17 protein-coding genes are annotated in these 18,415 nt (G+C 41.0%); 8 read left to right on the top strand and 9 right to left on the bottom strand.

Annotated elements, in window-relative coordinates; genetic code table 11:
- The first annotated feature begins 1 nt into the window (after nucleotide 1).
- Nucleotides 2-925, top strand: coding sequence for a fumarylacetoacetate hydrolase family protein (locus tag MKY20_RS18545; protein WP_019382978.1), 924 nt, complete (start codon nucleotides 2-4; stop codon nucleotides 923-925).
- Nucleotides 926-935: 10 nt separating this feature from the next.
- The gene (locus MKY20_RS18540) at nucleotides 936-2,090 is read left to right on the top strand and encodes a homogentisate 1,2-dioxygenase (RefSeq protein WP_009334736.1); all 1,155 of its coding nucleotides are present in this window, start codon (nucleotides 936-938) and stop codon (nucleotides 2,088-2,090) included.
- A gap of 43 nt (nucleotides 2,091-2,133) precedes the next feature.
- Here MKY20_RS18540 and MKY20_RS18535 read toward each other — a convergent pair whose 3' ends face one another.
- From MKY20_RS18535 to arcA, 5 genes are all read right to left on the bottom strand, one after another.
- A complete protein-coding gene (locus MKY20_RS18535; RefSeq protein ID WP_341002347.1) occupies nucleotides 2,134-2,988 on the bottom strand; it encodes a DegV family protein in 855 nt (284 codons plus the stop codon).
- A 308-nt stretch (nucleotides 2,989-3,296) separates the two neighbouring features.
- Entirely contained in the window at nucleotides 3,297-4,850 is a 1,554-nt protein-coding gene (locus MKY20_RS18530) for an ABC-F family ATP-binding cassette domain-containing protein (RefSeq protein ID WP_009334734.1), read from the bottom strand.
- Between the two features lie 225 nt (nucleotides 4,851-5,075).
- Entirely contained in the window at nucleotides 5,076-5,273 is a 198-nt protein-coding gene (locus MKY20_RS18525; RefSeq protein ID WP_341002344.1) for a hypothetical protein, read from the bottom strand.
- A 204-nt stretch (nucleotides 5,274-5,477) separates the two neighbouring features.
- A complete protein-coding gene (gene katA, locus MKY20_RS18520) occupies nucleotides 5,478-6,935 on the bottom strand; it encodes a catalase KatA (RefSeq protein WP_341002342.1) in 1,458 nt (485 codons plus the stop codon).
- A gap of 295 nt (nucleotides 6,936-7,230) precedes the next feature.
- Entirely contained in the window at nucleotides 7,231-8,466 is a 1,236-nt protein-coding gene (gene arcA, locus MKY20_RS18515) for an arginine deiminase (RefSeq protein WP_071157749.1), read from the bottom strand.
- Nucleotides 8,467-8,814: 348 nt separating this feature from the next.
- On the opposite strand from arcA, the gene MKY20_RS18510 reads away from it, so the two are divergent.
- Nucleotides 8,815-10,005, top strand: a complete 1,191-nt coding sequence (locus MKY20_RS18510) for a glycine C-acetyltransferase (RefSeq protein ID WP_071157747.1) — start codon at nucleotides 8,815-8,817, stop codon at nucleotides 10,003-10,005.
- Between the two features lie 54 nt (nucleotides 10,006-10,059).
- Nucleotides 10,060-11,004 (top strand): L-threonine 3-dehydrogenase, encoded by a 945-nt coding sequence (locus tag MKY20_RS18505; protein ID WP_009334730.1) that lies wholly within the window; start codon nucleotides 10,060-10,062, stop codon nucleotides 11,002-11,004.
- A gap of 33 nt (nucleotides 11,005-11,037) precedes the next feature.
- Here MKY20_RS18505 and MKY20_RS18500 read toward each other — a convergent pair whose 3' ends face one another.
- The gene (locus MKY20_RS18500) at nucleotides 11,038-11,781 is read right to left on the bottom strand and encodes an arylamine N-acetyltransferase family protein (RefSeq protein WP_341002337.1); all 744 of its coding nucleotides are present in this window, start codon (nucleotides 11,779-11,781) and stop codon (nucleotides 11,038-11,040) included.
- Between the two features lie 131 nt (nucleotides 11,782-11,912).
- On the opposite strand from MKY20_RS18500, the gene MKY20_RS18495 reads away from it, so the two are divergent.
- Nucleotides 11,913-12,146, top strand: coding sequence for an Rdx family protein (locus tag MKY20_RS18495; protein ID WP_341002335.1), 234 nt, complete (start codon nucleotides 11,913-11,915; stop codon nucleotides 12,144-12,146).
- Between the two features lie 240 nt (nucleotides 12,147-12,386).
- Here the strand turns inward: MKY20_RS18495 and MKY20_RS18490 are convergent, their stop codons facing one another.
- A complete protein-coding gene (locus MKY20_RS18490; protein WP_009334727.1) occupies nucleotides 12,387-12,788 on the bottom strand; it encodes an Hsp20/alpha crystallin family protein in 402 nt (133 codons plus the stop codon).
- Nucleotides 12,789-12,881: 93 nt separating this feature from the next.
- Here MKY20_RS18490 and selA point away from each other — a divergent pair, with 93 nt between their 5' ends.
- Nucleotides 12,882-14,285: an L-seryl-tRNA(Sec) selenium transferase gene (selA, locus tag MKY20_RS18485; protein WP_341002331.1), complete on the top strand. Its 1,404-nt coding sequence runs from the start codon at nucleotides 12,882-12,884 to the stop codon at nucleotides 14,283-14,285.
- Between the two features lie 46 nt (nucleotides 14,286-14,331).
- Here the strand turns inward: selA and MKY20_RS18480 are convergent, their stop codons facing one another.
- Nucleotides 14,332-14,478, bottom strand: coding sequence for a small acid-soluble spore protein P (locus tag MKY20_RS18480; protein WP_009334725.1), 147 nt, complete (start codon nucleotides 14,476-14,478; stop codon nucleotides 14,332-14,334).
- Nucleotides 14,479-14,742: 264 nt separating this feature from the next.
- Between MKY20_RS18480 and MKY20_RS18475 the strand changes: the two genes are divergently transcribed.
- A complete protein-coding gene (locus MKY20_RS18475) occupies nucleotides 14,743-15,000 on the top strand; it encodes a hypothetical protein (RefSeq protein WP_009334724.1) in 258 nt (85 codons plus the stop codon).
- Nucleotides 15,001-15,157: 157 nt separating this feature from the next.
- On the opposite strand, the gene sspO is transcribed toward MKY20_RS18475, so the two are convergent.
- Nucleotides 15,158-15,307: a small acid-soluble spore protein O gene (gene sspO / locus MKY20_RS18470; protein ID WP_009334723.1), complete on the bottom strand. Its 150-nt coding sequence runs from the start codon at nucleotides 15,305-15,307 to the stop codon at nucleotides 15,158-15,160.
- 353 nt (nucleotides 15,308-15,660) lie between these two features.
- Between sspO and acnA the strand changes: the two genes are divergently transcribed.
- On the top strand, nucleotides 15,661-18,369 hold the full coding sequence (gene acnA / locus MKY20_RS18465) for an aconitate hydratase AcnA (protein WP_009334722.1): 2,709 nt from the start codon (nucleotides 15,661-15,663) through the stop codon (nucleotides 18,367-18,369).
- Nucleotides 18,370-18,415 lie beyond the last annotated feature (46 nt).

The following is an 18,415-nucleotide window of genomic DNA, read 5'->3' as shown; positions in this document are numbered from 1 at the left end:
TATGAAATTCATAACTTTTCAAAAATCAGATGGATCCATTAGAGCTGGCTGGCTGAAGAATAAGGAGTATGCCGTTGATATGCATGAAGCGACCAATGGTGTTCTTCCCAAAACCATGCTGGCATTCCTGGAGAACCATGAATTTTTTATGGAATACTTATCAACCAGCAAAAAACTGAAGGACACTGATAGAGGGGTATATTCTTTATCGGAAGTCACCTTAAAAGCACCGCTTCCAAATCCAAAAAGCTTCCGGGATTTCTATGCTTTCGAGGAACATGTAAAAACGGCAAGAGCTAACCGCGGACTTGATATGATACCCGAATGGTATGACATACCAGTTTTTTATTTCTCAAATCATTTAAGCATCAAGGGGCCGAATGAAGAAATTTCACGCCCCAGTCAATGCAAATGGCTTGATTATGAGCTGGAAATTGCCTGTATCATTGGAAAAGAAGGAAGGGATATCAAAGCTTCTGAAGCGGATGATTATATTTTCGGTTATTGCATCTTGAATGATTGGAGCGCAAGAGACATTCAGCGCAAAGAAATGAAGGTAGGTCTTGGCCCTGCAAAAGGGAAGGATTTTGCCACTAGTACAGGGCCATATATCGTTACAAAAGATGAGCTGGAGCATTTCCGTGTTGAAAACGGCTATGATTTGCCGATGACAGCAAAAGTAAATGGAACTCTTCTCTCAGAGGGGAATATGCAGGATCTCTACTATTCTTTTTACGAAATGATTGAGCGGGCTTCTGATGGTGTAACCCTTTGCCCTGGTGAAATGATAGGCTCTGGGACTGTTGGGAGCGGCTGCATCCTTGAGCTTGGCACAGATGTGCACCGCTGGCTTGAACAAGGGGATGAAGTTGAGCTTGAGATTGGAAATCTGGGGGTCTTAAAAAATCGAATTGCAAACAAGTGAGGTGGAAAACATGTTTTATCGCCAAATGGGAAGAATCCCGCACAAACGGCATACGACTTTCAAAAAATCGGATGGAACCCTTTTCAGGGAACAGGTTATGGGGACAAAAGGTTTTTCCGGCACCCAATCCATTCTTTATCATCACTACATGCCGACAGAAGTAGCACGTACTGAGCTGATAGGAAAATATGTTCCCGAGTATGAGGAACAGGAAAGCTTGAAGCACCGCCATTTGTTTACAGATCAAATCGAAAAGAAAGGAAATGCACTTTCAGCACGGGAATATCTGCTTGGTAATGATGATCTTTTAATAGGCACTATAAATATTACAGAGCCGATGAAGAGCTTTTACCGGAATGGTGATGGCGATGAGATGCTTTACATTCACTATGGAACAGGAAAAATTGAGACTATGTTCGGAACCTTAACCTATCGTCCGGGGGACTATGTCATAATTCCGATAGGCACTATTTACCGGGTGATTCCGGACAATGAGCAATTGACAAAAGTACTCCTGGTGGAGTCCTTCAGCCAAATTACAACACCAAGAAGATATCGAAATGAATATGGGCAGCTGCTCGAACATAGTCCTTTCTGTGAAAGAGATATTCGGGGACCAGAGACCTTGGAAACATATGATCAAAAAGGGGAACATGAAGTCATTACGAAAACAAGGGGATATTTGCATTCTCATATCCTGAATCATCATCCGCTTGATGTGGAAGGCTGGGACGGCTATCTCTATCCGTGGGTATTTAATATTGAAGACTTTGAACCGATTACTGGAAGGGTCCATCAGCCCCCGCCAGTTCATCAGACATTTGAAGGACATAATTTTGTTGTATGTTCTTTTGTTCCCAGATTATATGACTACCATCCAGAGGCCATCCCTGCCCCTTACTATCACAGCAATGTCAATAGTGATGAACTGCTTTATTATGTGGAAGGCAACTTTATGAGCAGAAAGGGTATCAGGGAAGGCTCCATCACTCTTCATCCGAGCGGGATTCCCCATGGCCCTCATCCCGGGAAGACTGAAGCAAGCATTGGCAAAAAGGAAACTCTTGAGCTTGCTGTTATGATTGATACATTCAGGCCATTAAAATTGGTGAAAAAAGCTAAGTTAATAGAAGATGAAAAGTACATGTATACATGGATTGAATAGAAAAAAGCACTTTCCCTTTTTCCGTAGGGAGAGTGTTTTTTTTTTACTTTTCATTCTGCCAAATGATGGCGATTGTACCTTCGCCTGCATGGGCAGCAATGGTTGAGCTTATTTCACCAATGATAATATCGAGGCGGGGAAAGTGTGATTTGATTTCCTCTGCCAGTTCCTCCGCTTTGCCCCGCACATTCCCATGCATGATTTGAACCTGAGGAATGGTGTGGCTTTCGTAAGCATCCCCGAGCAATTCTATCATTCTTTTAATTGCTTTTTTATCCGAACGGACTTTATCAAACAATTCAAACGCACCGTCCCGGTTAATGCGGATTATTGGCTTTATTTTTAATATGCTTCCCAGCAGATATTGTGTTCCTGACATTCTGCCGCCTTTATAAAATTGCTCAAGGCTGCCAAGCAAGATATAATTCTCAGATTTGTCTGCCTCACTTTGAAGGATTTCAGCAATCTTATGTACTGGCATTTCATTCTCAGCAAGCTTAAATCCTTTATAGATTAAAGACGTAATAGCATAAGACATGCATTTTGAATCAACTGCCGAAACAGGGAACCCTGCCAGCTCAGATCCGGCCAGGCAGCTGTTCCTCGTACCGCTTAATTTGCTGGAAACATGTACAGCGACCGCAGCATCATATTCAATCTTCAATGTTTCAAATAGTTCAGCAAATCTCCCGGCAGAAGGCTGTGAAGTTTTAGGAACTTCTTTTCCAGTCCGGATCCGGCTGTACAGCTGATCTGTGTTTAAATCAATACCATCTTCAAATGACTCCTCACCGAATGTTATTAATAGAGGCACAATATAAACATCAGGGTGTTCGAGCAGCTCCTCAGAAATATAAGCAGTGCTGTCTGTAATCCAGGCAATCTTCTTTTTTGTCATGGATGTTATAAGTCCTTTGCCAATTATTTTTCACCAAAATTAACCGCTTCCATTATTGAAAACTTCCCTTATTATACACGAAGAAATCATTGCCTGTATTGCTTTTGAGTGATCCATATATAGGAAATGGCCAGAGTATCTTAATAGAATGTTTATATGTAGCACTTGAAGGTAAATAAGAATTTTTTGTGAACAATGTTTGAACCTGATAAAATGGCGACCTGAAATGAAAAAATCCCCTGCGCCGCAGGGGATTGTGATTGTATCTACTTTATTGACCTAATACCATTTAAACTTGTTTATTGAAATTAAAAAACTTTCGTAGTCCAATCCTCACAATTCCAAATATCGGTCGCAATTTCACGATAGAAATCAGGTTCGTGGGATACCATCAAGATACTTCCGCGATATGCCTTTAAAGCTCGCTTTAACTCTTCTTTTGCTTCCACATCCAAGTGGTTGGTAGGTTCGTCTAGAATTAATAAATTCGTTTCTGTGTTTAAAATTTTACACAATCGAACTTTGGCTTTTTCGCCGCCAGAAAGGACTTCGATTTTACTTTCAATATGTTTCGTCGTTAATCCGCATTTTGCCAGAGCAGCACGAACTTCAGCCTGATTCATACTTGGGAACTCGCTCCAAATCTCTTCAATACAAGTGTTGTAGTTGGCCTGCTTAACTTCCTGCTCGAAGTAACCGATGTATTGATACTCACCGCGTTCCACTTTACCCGAAATGGGACTAATCAATCCAAGAATACTTTTTAAAAGAGTAGACTTACCAATACCGTTAGCTCCCACGAATGCAATTTTTTGTCCGCGTTCCATTTTTAAATTCAGAGGGCGTGAAAGTGGTTCATTGTAACCAATAACAAGATCTTCAGTCGTGAAAATCCAGCGACTAGCTGCACGAGCTTCTTTGAAAATAAACTCTGGTTTCGGCTTCTCTCTCCCCAATTCAATAATTTCCATTTTGTCGAGCTTCTTTTGACGAGACATCGCCATATTACGAGTCGCAACACTTGCCTTGTTGCGAGCAACGAAATCCTTTAAATCAGCAATTTCTTGTTGTTGACGCTTGTATGCAGCCTCTAGTTGCTGCTTTTTCATTTCATATACTTTTAAGAAGTTATCATAGTCACCAACATAGCGATTTAACTCTTGGTTTTCCATGTGATAGATCAAGTTAACAACATTGTTCAAGAATGGAATATCATGTGAAATCAAGATAAATGCATTCTCATATTCCTGTAAATAGCGCTTCAACCATTCGATATGCTGTTCATCCAAATAGTTTGTAGGCTCGTCTAGTAATAGGATTTCAGGTTTTTCCAGCAAAAGCTTTGCTAGTAAAACTTTCGTACGCTGCCCACCGCTGAGATCATCTATATCACGATCAAGTCCAACATCGTCTAATCCTAGGCCACGAGCAACTTCCTCAACTTTTGAATTAATTTGATAGAAATCATTACTATCTAAAGTTTCTTGCAGCTCGCCAACTTCTGCAAGTAATGCATCGATATCAGCACCTTCATCACCCATTTTTGCATAAAGTTCATTGATCTCTGATTCAGCATCAAAAAGATATTGAAAAGCAGTACTCAAAGCGTCACGCATCGTAGTGCCTTTTTTAAGTACAGCATGTTGATCTAAGTAACCAACACGAACTTTTCGTGACCACTCAACTTTCCCCTCGTCGGGTTGTAACTTCCCGGTAACAATATTCATGAAAGTAGACTTACCCTCACCATTTGCCCCAACTAGTCCAACGTGTTCACCTTTTAAAAGTCGAAAAGACACATCATTGAAAATCGCACGATCACCGAAACCGTGACTTAAATTTTGTACATTTAATACGCTCATTTTTTTACCCCTTCTCTAATATTCCATGTGGATATCTTACTAGATTTATACTGTTTTTTCTATCTAAAGTTATTTCTTGTGAAAAATGTAATTCGATTATTGGGATAAGTTGGAGTCTGCCCTTTCTTAATTAAAGGCTCTATTATAGCTGGATGTTGATTTTAAGGCATTGAAATATAGGTGGAAAGAATCTGCTAAATCACGGAATCCATATAATTCCCTGATTTAGCTATTATTTCTATTTCCCAAGATAACCTTGAAGGACCATTTCCAAAGGGAGACCACCCGCGCTGCTTTCTCAATTTTAATATCCAGAGAATAAAAAGCCGCCATCATCAAGATGCTCCTGGACTTCGCCCATTTTTTCAAGATGCTCCTCATGCTCTTAAGGGGTGGCATCTGCCATTTTGGCTGTTCCTTCATTTAGTTCCTCCTCTTGCTTGTAATGGGCAGGGGGGACAGGAAGCTTCTTTAGATGGACATGAAGTCAATCTTACACAAGGAAGACAAAGGATAACCAGGAAGGAAGTTATGTTGGGGATCAGCAAATAGGGGGGGCACACTAACACTTCACCCGGAAAAAAGGTGCCAATTAGGTTATTGGCACCTTTCGCTAATTTTAATTGTTCACTTAACTCCCTGCGGAACTGCCAGGCCAAGACCTTTAGCAATACGTGTACCATAATCAGGATCCGCTTTAAAGAAATGCTGTATCTGGCTATGCTTAATTTCTTCTTTTTCTACAGGCTTCATGGCAGCAACAATGTTTGCCACAAGACGGGAGCGTTCCTCTTCACTCATTAAGCGGTATAGATCACCGGCTTGTGTGTAGTGATCGTTATGATCATATGCAACACTTTCGGCTAAACCGGAAACAGGGTATGCAGCCTGCTTGTGCTCCGGTGCCTCAGTAGGTCCTCCAAAGCTGTTCGGCTCGTAATAAACAGAGCCTCCGCCATTGTTGTCAAAGCGCATCTGACCGTCACGCTGATAGTTTTGCACTTCGTTCTTAGGTCGGTTGATTGGCAGCATCTGATGGTTCGCACCTACGCGGTAGCGGTGTGCATCATGGTAGGCGAACAGACGGCCCTGGAGCATCTTGTCAGGTGAAACATCAATCCCCGGCACGAGCGTTCCAGGAGAGAAAGTAGCCTGCTCAACTTCAGCAAAGTAGTTTTCAGGGTTTTTATTCAGTACCATGCGTCCTACTTCGATTAATGGATAGTCTTTCTGTGACCATACCTTTGTTACATCGAATGGATCGAACCGGTAAGTATTCGCATCTTCAAGCGGCATGATTTGCACGCATAGCTTCCATGATGGGAAATCGCCATTCTCAATTGCATTAAATAAATCCTCTGTATGGTAATCAGGGTTTTCTCCAGCCATTTTCGCTGCAGCGTCCACGCTAAGGTTTTTAACGCCCTGTTCCGTTTTAAAGTGATACTTTACCCAGACACCTTCACCTTGTTCATTTACCCATTTAAATGTATGGCTGCCGAATCCGTGCATATGTCTAAGGGTTGCAGGTATGCCGCGGTCTGACATTAAGATGGTTACCTGGTGCAGCGATTCAGGTGATAAGGACCAGAAGTCCCAAACGGCTGTCGGATTTTTTAAATGTGTCTTAGGATCACGCTTTTGTGTATGAATGAAGTCAGGGAATTTAATTGCATCCCGAATAAAGAATACAGGCGTATTGTTCCCTACAAGGTCGTAGTTGCCTTCTTCTGTATAAAACTTAACCGCAAAACCGCGTGGGTCGCGTACAGTATCAGCTGAGCCCAATTCACCCGCAACAGTTGAGAAACGGACGAATAAAGGAGTTTTTTTGCCTACTTCTGATAGGAATGCGGCTTTTGTATATTTAGTGAGGTCATTAGTAACTTCAAAATAGCCATGTGCGCCAGCACCTTTGGCGTGAACTACCCGCTCAGGTACGCGTTCCCTGTTGAAATGGGCCAGTTTTTCCAGCAAGTGTACATCCTGAATTAAAGTAGGCCCTCTAGAGCCAGCTGTCATTGAATTTTGGTTGTCGCCAACAGGGGCGCCCCAGCTTGTAGTTAGATTATTCTTATTTGCCATTCTATAATCACCTCATAAAAGTTTAATAGCTTGCTACATTCATAATGATAACATTTCTCAATGTAAAATCAATACTTTTTTATAATTATTATAAATAAAGATAAGTTCTTAAGAAGAAGCTCTTATAAAAAGAGGAGGAGAATGCTTGTTTTTAACGGCATTAGTATATTTATATTTGCGTTTTTTCTTAAAAGAACTGGTTTTTTCGGAAGGATGGGAGCAGAAGGGGGATGTTCATGTGAATTTAGAGGATCCATATGAAAAAATCGGGCGGTATAAGGAACCGCCCGATTTACTAGCTAATATTTTCTCTTATTATCGGCATGCTCATGCATCTTGGGCCACCCCGTCCTCTTGAGAGTTCTGAGCTGAGAATTTCAATGACCTCAACCCCATTTTGACGGAGGATGTCGTTTGAGACATAATTCCGGTCATAAGTTACAACTACACCGGGAGCGATGGCGAGTGTATTGGATCCATCATTCCATTGTTCGCGTGCCGATGCAATCGGGCAGCCTCCTCCACAAGGGATTAACACTATTTCATCAAGATGAAGAACTTCTTTTAATGTTTCCTTCAAAGAGTTTTTCTCTGTAATTTTAAGAAGATCTGAATTCTCCTCCTGTTCCAGTATGTAAATCTTCATACTGCCATCTCTATCTTCAATAGCAGGATGGTAGGTGAATTTATCGTGGTCAATCATTGTAAATACAGTATCCAGGTGCATGAATGCACGGATTTTGGGGATTTCAACTGCCACAACTTTTTTAATGGATTTCTGGCGGGTGAATAGTTCCCTTGCAAGTTTTTCTATCCCTTGTGCAGAAGTTCTTGCGCTGACGCCAATGGCGACTACTTCATCGCTCAATATCAGTTCATCTCCGCCTTCTAGTGAGTAAAGATCATCACGTTTAAAGTAAGCAGGAATTTCATGTTTATTAAAACGGGGATGATGATTCATGATGTAGTCCATAAAAATGGACTCCCGTCTCCTTGCAGGTTCATGCATTCGATTAATGGTAATGCCTTCACCTATAACCGCAGCAGGATCCCGGGTAAAATAAAGGTTGGGCATTGGGTCCAGATAAAAAGGATAATGATCAGGCATCAGTTCATGAAGATGAATTTTCTTATCCTGATCAATATCCGATTTTACGACACCTGACATCACTTTCTTTACCAGCTCATCAGGCGGAAGAGATAAGAGATAATCTTTTACAGTTTCGTAGGAACCATTTATATTCGATTGACTTTCCCATAAGACCTTTTCAATAAAAGACATTCTTGTCTCGTCTAGCTGTATGGCTTCTGTCATCAATTTATCGAGATATAAGACCTCAATTCCCCGATTGCTTAGTATATTGGAGAAATAATCATGTTCTTTTTGAATGGCAGGTAAAAAGGGGATGTCATCGAATAAAAGTCTTTTCAAATATTGAGGTGTGAGATTTTCAATTTCCTTACCCGGCCTATGCAGAAGGACCGTCTTTAATTCTCCAATTTCCGAAGTTACATTTAACGGATGTTTCATTATTAATACCTCCAAAGGCTAAATGCCTGACCTATTGTTCTATGTTTGATTGGTTCCCTGTGTATTCATAGAGTAAACAGATCAATTTTGCGCATATTTATTCAATGCAGCAAAAATGTGCCGGGTAAATTTTTTCAAATTAAAAGGGCAAACTACATATCAGGCATTCTTAATGAAACTCAAAGAAAATCTGTCCTTCATAAGTGTACAAATTGAAAAAATGTGTTAAAGTATAAATTGAAAAACCTTTACATAGCTTTATTTGCTTAACGAAATAATGTCCGTGCTGAAAATACAGTTGTGTATGAGTTGGCGACATTCAATAAAAATGAACTGGGGGATACTGAGATGACCAGCAAAATTTTAGATTCTTTTTTACAGGAAAACCTGGAGGATTTAAAGGATAGAGGACTTTACAACGTAATCGACCCTCTTGAAAGCCCAAATGGCCCTATAATCAAAATCAATGGAAGAGAACTAATCAATCTTTCATCCAATAACTATTTAGGTTTGGCAACTGATGAAAGACTTAAAAAATCTGCCATCGAAGCAATTGAGAAATATGGGGTTGGAGCAGGTGCTGTCCGTACTATAAATGGAACGCTTGAACTTCACACAAAACTTGAAGAAAAGCTTGCTGAGTTCAAACAAACAGAAGCAGCCATCGCATACCAATCTGGTTTTAATTGTAACATGGCGGCTATTTCAGCTGTTATGGATAAAAATGATGCTATTCTGTCTGATGAATTAAACCATGCGTCCATTATTGATGGATGCCGTCTATCGAAAGCTAAGATTATTCGAGTAAATCATTCTGATATGGAAGATTTACGGGCAAAAGCGAAGGAAGCAAAAGAATCTGGACAGTACAACAAAATCATGATCATTACTGACGGCGTTTTCTCAATGGATGGGGACATAGCAAAGCTTCCTGAGATCGTGGAGATCGCCGAAGAATTTGATCTGATCACTTATGTGGATGATGCGCACGGTTCAGGAGTACTTGGAAAAGGAGCAGGGACTGTAAAGCACTTCGGCCTTTCCGATAAAATCGATTTCCAGATCGGAACACTTTCTAAGGCAATAGGTGTTGTTGGTGGATATGTGGCCGGCAAAAAGGATTTGATTGATTGGCTGAAAGTCCGCAGCAGACCATTCCTATTCTCAACATCTTTAACACCTGCTGATGTAGCAGCAAGCACGAAAGCCATTGAGCTGCTGATGGAAAGCACAGAGCTGAATGAAAAGTTATGGGAAAATGCCAATTACCTTAAGGATGGTCTGGAGAAATTAGGATTTAATATTGGCGACAGTGAAACACCAATCACTCCTTGTATTGTTGGAGATGAAGTAAAAACACAGGAATTCAGCAAAAAACTCAATGAAGAAGGCGTTTATGCGAAATCAATCGTCTTCCCGACTGTCCCAAGGGGAACGGGACGTGTCAGAAATATGCCTTCTGCAGCACATACGAAAGAAATGCTGGATCAGGCTATTGCAATTTATGAAAAAGTCGGCAAAGAAATGGGAATTATTTAAGTTTGACTATAAAGCAAAATCTATAAGGCAAAGAGGAAATGTTGGAGGAATAAAATGAAACGAATTATGATTACTGGAGCTTTAGGTCAGATTGGCTCTGAACTAACCTTGAAATTAAGAGAAATCTATGGAACAGACAATGTTATTGCAACAGACATCAGAAAAAATGAGTCTGAAGCTGCCCAATCAGGACCGTTTGAAATGGTTGATGTTACTGATGCAAAATCAATGCTGGATACGGCTAAAAAATATAATGTGGATACAGTTATCCATATGGCAGCCCTGTTATCAGCAACAGCTGAAGCCAACCCAGTATTTGCATGGAATTTAAATATGGGGGGGCTTATGAATGCACTTGAAACGGCTAGAGAGTGCAGCGCACAATTCTTTACGCCGAGCTCCATTGGCGCATTTGGTCCTTCTACGCCAAAAGACAACACACCGCAGGATACTATTCACCGCCCAACTACTATGTATGGCGTGAACAAGGTTGCGGGCGAATTACTGTCTGATTACTACTATTACAAGTTTGGTGTTGATACTAGAGGCCTGCGATTCCCTGGTTTAATCTCCTATGTTACTCCTCCAGGGGGCGGAACGACTGATTACGCTGTTGAGATCTACTATGAAGCGATTAAAAATGGCCGCTATACTTCTTATATCGACCAGGGCACATATATGGATATGATGTATATGCCGGATGCATTAAATGCTATCGTTGATTTAATGGAAGCCGATGCAGATAAACTCAGTCACCGCAACTCCTTCAATGTAACTGCAATGAGTTTTGAACCTGAACAGATTGCTGCAGAGATCAGAAAGCATATTCCTGGGTTTGAAATTTCCTATGAAGTTGATCCTGTGCGCCAGGCGATTGCCGACAGCTGGCCAAATTCGATTGATGCAAGTGCAGCAAAAGAAGAGTGGGGATTTAAAGCAGACTTCGATTTAGCCAAGATGACTGCTGATATGCTTGATAAACTAAGAACAAAATTATGATAAAGCAAAAGGGACGCCGTATGGCTGTCCCTTTTATAGTTTTATATTGAATTGCTTGCGGAGGAATTCCCTTTTTTCCTCCTCGGTTATTTCATATTTTTCTTTTGTGCCCGCTTCAGACTTAGTGACAGTCAATCCTGAGAGTGTAACACGGCCATTCTTTGTCGCAATAGTGGCCAGGTCGCCATGTGTAAAATGGGATTCAGGAGAAGTCTGATTGAAAAAACATGCATCATGAAAGTCATTCAGCTGCCTTGGCTTATCAGAAAAACGGTAAAGAATTCTCCATTTACCATCCTCAAGTCTTTGAAGATCATAAATTCCTTCACCGGACTCTCTTATCCGGTAAGTTCCGCTTACATCTGTTTTTTCCTCACCCGTTAAAGGTAAAGGCTGCCTGACGGAATCACCAAATCCTACGTCCACCAAATAAGGAATTTGGTTTAATAAAACCAGTATGGCTGCATGGGAATCTTCTCTGACCCATCCATCCGGCTTTTTGACGGTGCAGGAAATCAAGTGGGATTGAAATCCCAGTTCTGACAGCAGATGTTGAAATAGACCGTTTAATTCATAACAAAAGCCTCCCTGGCTTCTTTCAAGAATTTTTTCAAAAAACGCATCTGTGTCAAGCATAATAGGAATTTTTCTTGTTACATCCAAGTTTTCAAAAGGAATTTTGTGCATATGGCTGCTCTGAAGTTCTTTCAGATATTCAAGATCAAGATTACGTTCAGCCGATACTGCAATGCGTTTTAAGTATTTCTCTGCATCCATAAGATCACTCCATAAATTTTTTCTTTTTTAGCAATTAAGAAGGAAAAACAAATCAATTTGCAGTAATGAAATAGTTATACTAAAATGTCATTATATTTACATTTTAGCAAATTACACACGGGGGTTTAAATATGGCATATGAAGTAACTGTTGAATTTTGCATGATGTGAAACTACGCACCAAAAGCCGCGAGTTTCGCGGAAGAACTTTTTACACATTTTCGCTCTGATATTTCAAAAATGGAACTGGTTCCAAGTAAAGGCGGAGCTTTTGAAGTGACAGTAAATGGAGAAAAGCTTTATTCTAAGCTCGATACTGGCATCTTTCCTAAAACCAAAGAAATTATTGATAAGATGCAGGGATAACCTGCCAAACCTTCTCCCCAGGGAGGAGGTTTTTTACTGATCCATAACATTTTATCGCAGTCTAACGGGCAGTGAGACTCCCACTTCAAGACTCAGAGGAATCATGGAGAATAAGTGGGGGTCAAACTGTCCGTAAAGGCCCGATTGGTTCAACTAACAATCAGTGGGGGATAAAACCCCACTGATTGAAGTTTCACTATATGTAAACAAAGGGCAGAAAGGCTACCTCTATCTCAGTTTTCAATTGATGCTGATATCCCTATCGCATCCTGGCCCAGCTTCCTTTTTATTTATAAAAATCTCTAATATCTCATTGGAAAAATTTGCACTTACCCTGTTTTTAATAACTGAAAAAGGCAGCTTAACTTTCCGCATACATGGCTGGCCGCAGCGAATCGGGTCAGTTTCATCTATTTTAACCGCTTTAATGATCACCGTGTTTTCCTTTAAGGAAACGGTTACATCTTTTGAAACGCATCCTGTTAAGAGCGCCTCAACAATAATTTCCGCTTCCGTATCATATAAGTCGATGCGAAAAGTAATTTGATCCAAATACGATGACAGCGGGTCCAGATAATAATCCTCCATCCATTTTTCCAATTCATCCAAATTAAACGGATGGAAATCTTCCTTTTTGTTCAATTTCAAAACCCCCTTGTTTCAATCTATAGTATTCATTTCATGCAAAATAGTGAAAAATGATATAATAATCAGGCAAGTGCTGGAGGGATCTTAATGAAAAGTACAGTCAGAAATATTTTACCGGTTCATGAACTGCAAAAAGACCGGCGTTTTACCCATTTAATGAAACAGTATGGACTTGACTTTATACATACAACAAATATTTTAAAAGAGGTAATTTCTGAAATCAGGAATAACATTCTTGACGGGAATTGGACGGGCGAGGAGCCTGGTACGGAAAAATTTACGGAAGATATATTTAAAAAAGCAGAAGAGGTAATCAATGTTCGGTATGGATACACTCTTAAAAGGGTTATCAATGCCACTGGCACTATACTTCACACTAATCTTGGCCGAGCGCGTTTAAGCAAATCAGCAGCTGAACATATGCTTGAAATTGCCATGAACTATTCCAATTTGGAATATAACCTGGGCGAAGGAGCCCGGGGATCCAGGCATAGTCACCTGGAAAGCCTGGTCAAAGAACTGACAGGAGCAGAAGCAGCGATGGCAGTTAACAATAATGCTGCTGCCGTTTATATCATCCTAAAAGCTCTTGCAGAAGAAAAAGAAGTAATAGTTTCCCGCGGTCAGCTTGTTGAAATCGGAGGCTCCTTCAGGGTATCAAGCATAATGGAAGAGAGCGGTGCAAAGCTTGTTGAAGTGGGAACAACGAATAAAACCCACTTAGAAGATTATAAACAAGTGATCAATGAAGATACAGCCATGATTATGAAGGTACATACGAGCAATTTTAAAATAATAGGTTTTACCAAAGAAGTTGGAACTGACGAACTAGCCCAGCTATCTAAAGAAAAAAATATCATATTCTATGAAGATTTGGGCAGCGGTGCACTATTTGATTTTAAAAGCAAAGGAATCGGTAATGAGCCAGCCGTAAGTGATGTGATAAAAATGGGGGCAGATATCGTTTCTTTTAGCGGGGACAAGCTTTTAGGCGGCCCGCAGGCAGGCATTATTGCCGGGAGAAAGGACTTAATCGAAAAACTGAAGAAACACCAGCTTGCCCGGGTACTTCGAGTTGATAAAATGACAATTGCAGCGCTCGAAGGCACGCTTATTGATTACTTAAAAGGGGAAGAGGGGCTGAAAAATATTCCGGTAGTCCATGATGTAATGACGACAAGTGAGGAACTCGAAACGAGAACTGCACAATTTCTTCACAGATTACAAGCAGCTGCGAAGGATTATGAATGCTCTATGAGAAAAAGCACAGGGCAAGTTGGGGGAGGAACAATGCCTGATGTTGAACTGCCTTCCTGGGTTGCCGTTTTAAAGCACTGGCGTTACTCACCGGAACATATTGGCCGACAGTTAAGAATTAATTGTACTCCTTCCATAATAGTGAGGATACATAAAGAAGAAGTACTGATTGACCTGCGGGCAGTAACTGTAAATGAAGAGGACATCATTATAAAAGCATTAACTGCTATTTAATTCTTGCAGCTGCCTGATTTTAAGGCAGCTGCTTTTTGATTAAACTTTACATATCATGGTGGGAATTATGTTTTTGTCTGGTATGGTTCCGGTTTTTCACTTTTTTTGAGCCGCTTAAAGGTTCAGGCTGTCCATCGTTATTATGCCCTTTGGGTGCATTTTTTCGCATGTCTTTGCCGTTGTTTTTATTCATTTTTTGATGCCCTCCTCATAATATAGGATGCTGACTTCCGCTCCAGGCAGCGTCCATACTGTGCTGCCGTCTTAAGGCTCTGGGTAACCAAGATAGAAGGTGAAACTCATCTTCCTCTCATGTGTTAGTGTGGCTCTTTTCCATGGAAAATTGCCTTGCAAATTGTGGCTGAAATTCAAGATTTCCACCTGAGTGATTTGGCGGAATATTTTATGGTTCTATTGCGCAATTTAATGGTACAAATTTTATTAGGAGTGAAAAAGCATGCCATATCATAAAGATAAACAGCAGGCATTTCAGGCAGCGCAGCAGGGAATGGAAGATGCACAGGAGCTTTATGCTGAAATTGTAAAAGATTCTGCCAGTTACGGCCATCAGCTTAAACATCTTAAGCAGGAGGTAAATGAAGCGTACGCTCAAATTGAAAATGCACTTGAGGTTGCATCCGATCATCAGCGGGCACAATTGGAGAGATTCCAGCAGGACTTGCGATCCATGGTTGATGATGTGAACCAATACTAGAATGTTATGAATTGAAGGGAATAAAATTTTTTCCTAAAAACCCGGCTGCGACCAGCCGGGTAATTTAATTTAAAATCAGATACAACATTTTGGTCTCGCAAAGAGCCTGCCTTCTCGAGGTGTCCTGAGTTGGGCAAGGCGTTTCCGCTTTCCTTATTTACTGATTCTTCTTCCTCTTTTTATTATTTTGCTTTTGCGCTTCTGTTAGGGGTTCATTGGCAAATTCCTCATTGTATCCGGTGCCCATGCCCTGCCCTTTTGCATCATTCATACCCTCTATAATATGATTAGCCTTTCTTTTAGCCATAGCGAATCACCTCCGTATTATTATTTTTCCGTGAATGATGTCAATTTATGTTGTTTTTTAGACAAGAGATTTCTCTTTTTCGTTTTATCAGTATAATAACCAAGCTAGAACGGGTTTTATCCTCTAATTGAAAAACGCTATCAATTAGGGCGTTTAAAAGGCTAATTGTAGTAAATAAGAATTTGTGATAAGAAAAACTTATCAAAAACAATAACTTTCTTGTTATTTACTTATATAACAGGTTGTATTAATATAGGAATTGTGAGAAAAGTAAGGATGGATGAAAATTCAAACTTTTCGACAATTACCTAACACTTGGTATATGATGTTTATTGAAAGAGGGGGTAATACATTTGGCAAAGAATGATGTGTTCAATTCCCGCAAATCCTTTGATCTGGACGGGAAGCGCTATCATTACTATCATTTAGGCGCTCTGGAAGAAGCTGGAGTAGGTAATGTTTCCAAATTGCCTTATTCTATTAAGGTATTATTGGAATCAGTACTTCGTCAATATGACGGCCGTGTAATTACAAAAGAGCATGTTGAAAACCTTGCAAAATGGGGAACTTCTGAAGTAAAAGAAGTAGATGTTCCTTTCAAACCATCACGTGTAATTCTGCAGGACTTCACTGGAGTTCCGGCAGTAGTTGACCTGGCTTCATTGCGTAAGGCAATGGCTGACATGGGTGGGGACCCTGACAAAATCAATCCTGAGAAGCCGGTTGATCTAGTTATCGACCACTCTGTACAGGTAGATAAGTATGGTACACCTGATTCTCTTGAAGCCAACATGGAGCTTGAATTCGAGCGCAATGCTGAGCGCTACCAGTTCTTAAGCTGGGCACAAAAGGCATTTGACAACTATCGTGCAGTTCCGCCTGCAACAGGTATTGTTCACCAGGTAAACCTTGAGTTCCTTGCGAATGTTGTTCATGCTCTTGAAACAACGGAAGGTGATTTTGAAACTTTCCCTGACACTCTTGTAGGTACTGACTCCCATACAACCATGATCAACGGTATCGGCGTTCTTGGATGGGGTGTAGGAGGTATTGAAGCTGAAGCAGGTATGCTGGGACAGCCTTCATATTTCCCTGTTCCTGAAGTTGTAGGGGTTAAGCTTACTGGCGAGCTTCCTAACGGAACAACTGCTACTGACCTTGCATTAAAGGTAACCCAGGTACTGCGCAGCCAGGGAGTGGTTGGCAAGTTTGTAGAATTCTTCGGTCCTGGTGTTACACAGCTTCCATTGGCTGACCGTGCTACAATTGCTAACATGGCACCAGAATACGGAGCTACTTGCGGATTCTTCCCTGTTGATGCGGAAGCTCTGGATTACATGCGCCTGACTGGACGTCCAGAAGAGCAAATCAAAATTGTGGAAAAATACTGCAAAGAAAATGGAATGTTCTTTGATCCAGCTCTAGAGCCAGTATATACGAATGTAGTTGAAATCAATCTTGCCGAAATCGAAGCGAACCTTTCAGGTCCTAAGCGTCCACAGGACTTAATTCCGCTTTCAGCTATGAAAAAGGAATTCAATGACGCTATCACAGCTCCTCAAGGCAACCAGGGATTCGGTTTGGATAAGAAAGAAATCGACAAAGAAATCACTGTTGAGTTTGCAAATGGCGATTCAACCAAGATGAAAACGGGTGCTGTTGCCATTGCGGCAATCACTAGCTGTACAAATACTTCAAACCCTTATGTTTTAGTTGGTGCAGGTTTAGTGGCGAAAAAGGCAGTTGAACTTGGAATGGAAGTTCCTAAGTTCGTAAAAACTTCCTTGGCTCCTGGATCTAAGGTTGTTACTGGATACCTGCGTGATTCAGGACTTCTTCCATACATGGAACAGCTTGGATTCAACCTTGTAGGGTATGGCTGTACAACATGTATCGGTAACTCAGGCCCATTAAGAGAAGAAATCGAAAAGGCTGTAGCTGAAAGCGATCTTCTTGTAACATCTGTTCTTTCCGGTAACCGTAACTTTGAAGGGCGTATCCATCCGCTTGTAAAAGCTAACTACCTGGCTTCTCCGCCATTAGTAGTCGCTTATGCACTAGCTGGAACAGTCGATATCGATCTTCAAAACGAGCCAATCGGAAAAGACAAGAATGGCAACGATGTCTTCTTTAACGACATTTGGCCATCTACTGCTGAAGTTAATGAAGTGGTTAAACAGACTGTTACACCTGAATTGTTCCGTAAAGAATATGCGCATGTATTTGATGACAATGCCCGCTGGAACCAAATCCAGACAAGCAATGAGCCGTTATATTCATTTGATGATAATTCAACATATATCCAGAATCCTCCGTTCTTTGAAGGCTTAACTCCTAATGCTGATGAAGTTAAACCTTTATCAGGATTGCGTGTTGTTGGCAAGTTCGGTGATTCTGTCACAACTGACCATATTTCTCCGGCAGGTGCGATCGGCAAGGATACACCAGCAGGAAAATACCTTCGCGAGAACGGTGTTGAACCACGCGACTTTAACTCTTATGGATCCCGCCGCGGTAACCATGAAGTTATGATGCGCGGTACATTTGCAAACATCCGTATCCGCAACCAGATCGCACCAGGTACAGAAGGCGGCTTCACAACATACTGGCCAACTGGCGAAGTAACTTCCATCTATGATGCTTGCATGAAATACAAGGAAGATGGAACTGGCTTAGTAGTTCTTGCCGGCAAAGACTATGGAATGGGATCTTCCCGTGACTGGGCTGCAAAAGGTACGAACTTGCTTGGAATTAAAACAGTTATTGCTGAAAGCTATGAGCGTATCCACCGCTCCAACCTTGTTCTAATGGGTGTTCTGCCGCTTCAGTTCAAGGCAGGCGAAAGTGCAGAAACTCTTGGCTTGTCAGGTAAAGAAACGATCGATGTTCAAATCGACGAAAATGTTAGACCGCGTGACTTTGTTAAGGTTACAGCTACAGATGAAAACGGCAATCAGACTACTTTTGAAGCTCTTGTTCGTTTCGACTCTGAAGTTGAAATTGATTACTACCGTCACGGCGGAATCCTGCAAATGGTTCTTCGTGATAAATTGGCAAATTAATTTAAAAAACCGCTATGTGCTCGTTCACATAGCGGTTTTTTATTTA

Origin of the sequence: Cytobacillus sp. FSL W8-0315, assembly GCF_038002905.1 — a bacterium.
Lineage (GTDB): Bacteria > Bacillota > Bacilli > Bacillales > Cytobacillaceae > Cytobacillus > Cytobacillus pseudoceanisediminis.
The sequence above is the reverse complement of the archived record's forward strand: the minus strand, read 5'-3'. Positions and strand labels throughout refer to the sequence as shown.

What these genes read in the sequence shown, in the direction of transcription:
- MKY20_RS18545 (WP_019382978.1), top strand. Translation starts at nt 2, where the DNA reads ATGAAATTCATAACTTTTCAAAAATCAGATGGATCCATTAGAGCTGGC.
- MKY20_RS18540 (WP_009334736.1), top strand. Translation starts at nt 936, where the DNA reads ATGTTTTATCGCCAAATGGGAAGAATCCCGCACAAACGGCATACGACT.
- MKY20_RS18535 (WP_341002347.1), bottom strand. Translation starts at nt 2,988, where the DNA reads ATGACAAAAAAGAAGATTGCCTGGATTACAGACAGCACTGCTTATATT.
- MKY20_RS18530 (WP_009334734.1), bottom strand. Translation starts at nt 4,850, where the DNA reads ATGAGCGTATTAAATGTACAAAATTTAAGTCACGGTTTCGGTGATCGT.
- MKY20_RS18525 (WP_341002344.1), bottom strand. Translation starts at nt 5,273, where the DNA reads ATGAAGGAACAGCCAAAATGGCAGATGCCACCCCTTAAGAGCATGAGG.
- katA (WP_341002342.1), bottom strand. Translation starts at nt 6,935, where the DNA reads ATGGCAAATAAGAATAATCTAACTACAAGCTGGGGCGCCCCTGTTGGC.
- arcA (WP_071157749.1), bottom strand. Translation starts at nt 8,466, where the DNA reads ATGAAACATCCGTTAAATGTAACTTCGGAAATTGGAGAATTAAAGACG.
- MKY20_RS18510 (WP_071157747.1), top strand. Translation starts at nt 8,815, where the DNA reads ATGACCAGCAAAATTTTAGATTCTTTTTTACAGGAAAACCTGGAGGAT.
- MKY20_RS18505 (WP_009334730.1), top strand. Translation starts at nt 10,060, where the DNA reads ATGAAACGAATTATGATTACTGGAGCTTTAGGTCAGATTGGCTCTGAA.
- MKY20_RS18500 (WP_341002337.1), bottom strand. Translation starts at nt 11,781, where the DNA reads ATGGATGCAGAGAAATACTTAAAACGCATTGCAGTATCGGCTGAACGT.
- selA (WP_341002331.1), top strand. Translation starts at nt 12,882, where the DNA reads ATGAAAAGTACAGTCAGAAATATTTTACCGGTTCATGAACTGCAAAAA.
- MKY20_RS18480 (WP_009334725.1), bottom strand. Translation starts at nt 14,478, where the DNA reads ATGAATAAAAACAACGGCAAAGACATGCGAAAAAATGCACCCAAAGGG.
- MKY20_RS18475 (WP_009334724.1), top strand. Translation starts at nt 14,743, where the DNA reads ATGCCATATCATAAAGATAAACAGCAGGCATTTCAGGCAGCGCAGCAG.
- sspO (WP_009334723.1), bottom strand. Translation starts at nt 15,307, where the DNA reads ATGGCTAAAAGAAAGGCTAATCATATTATAGAGGGTATGAATGATGCA.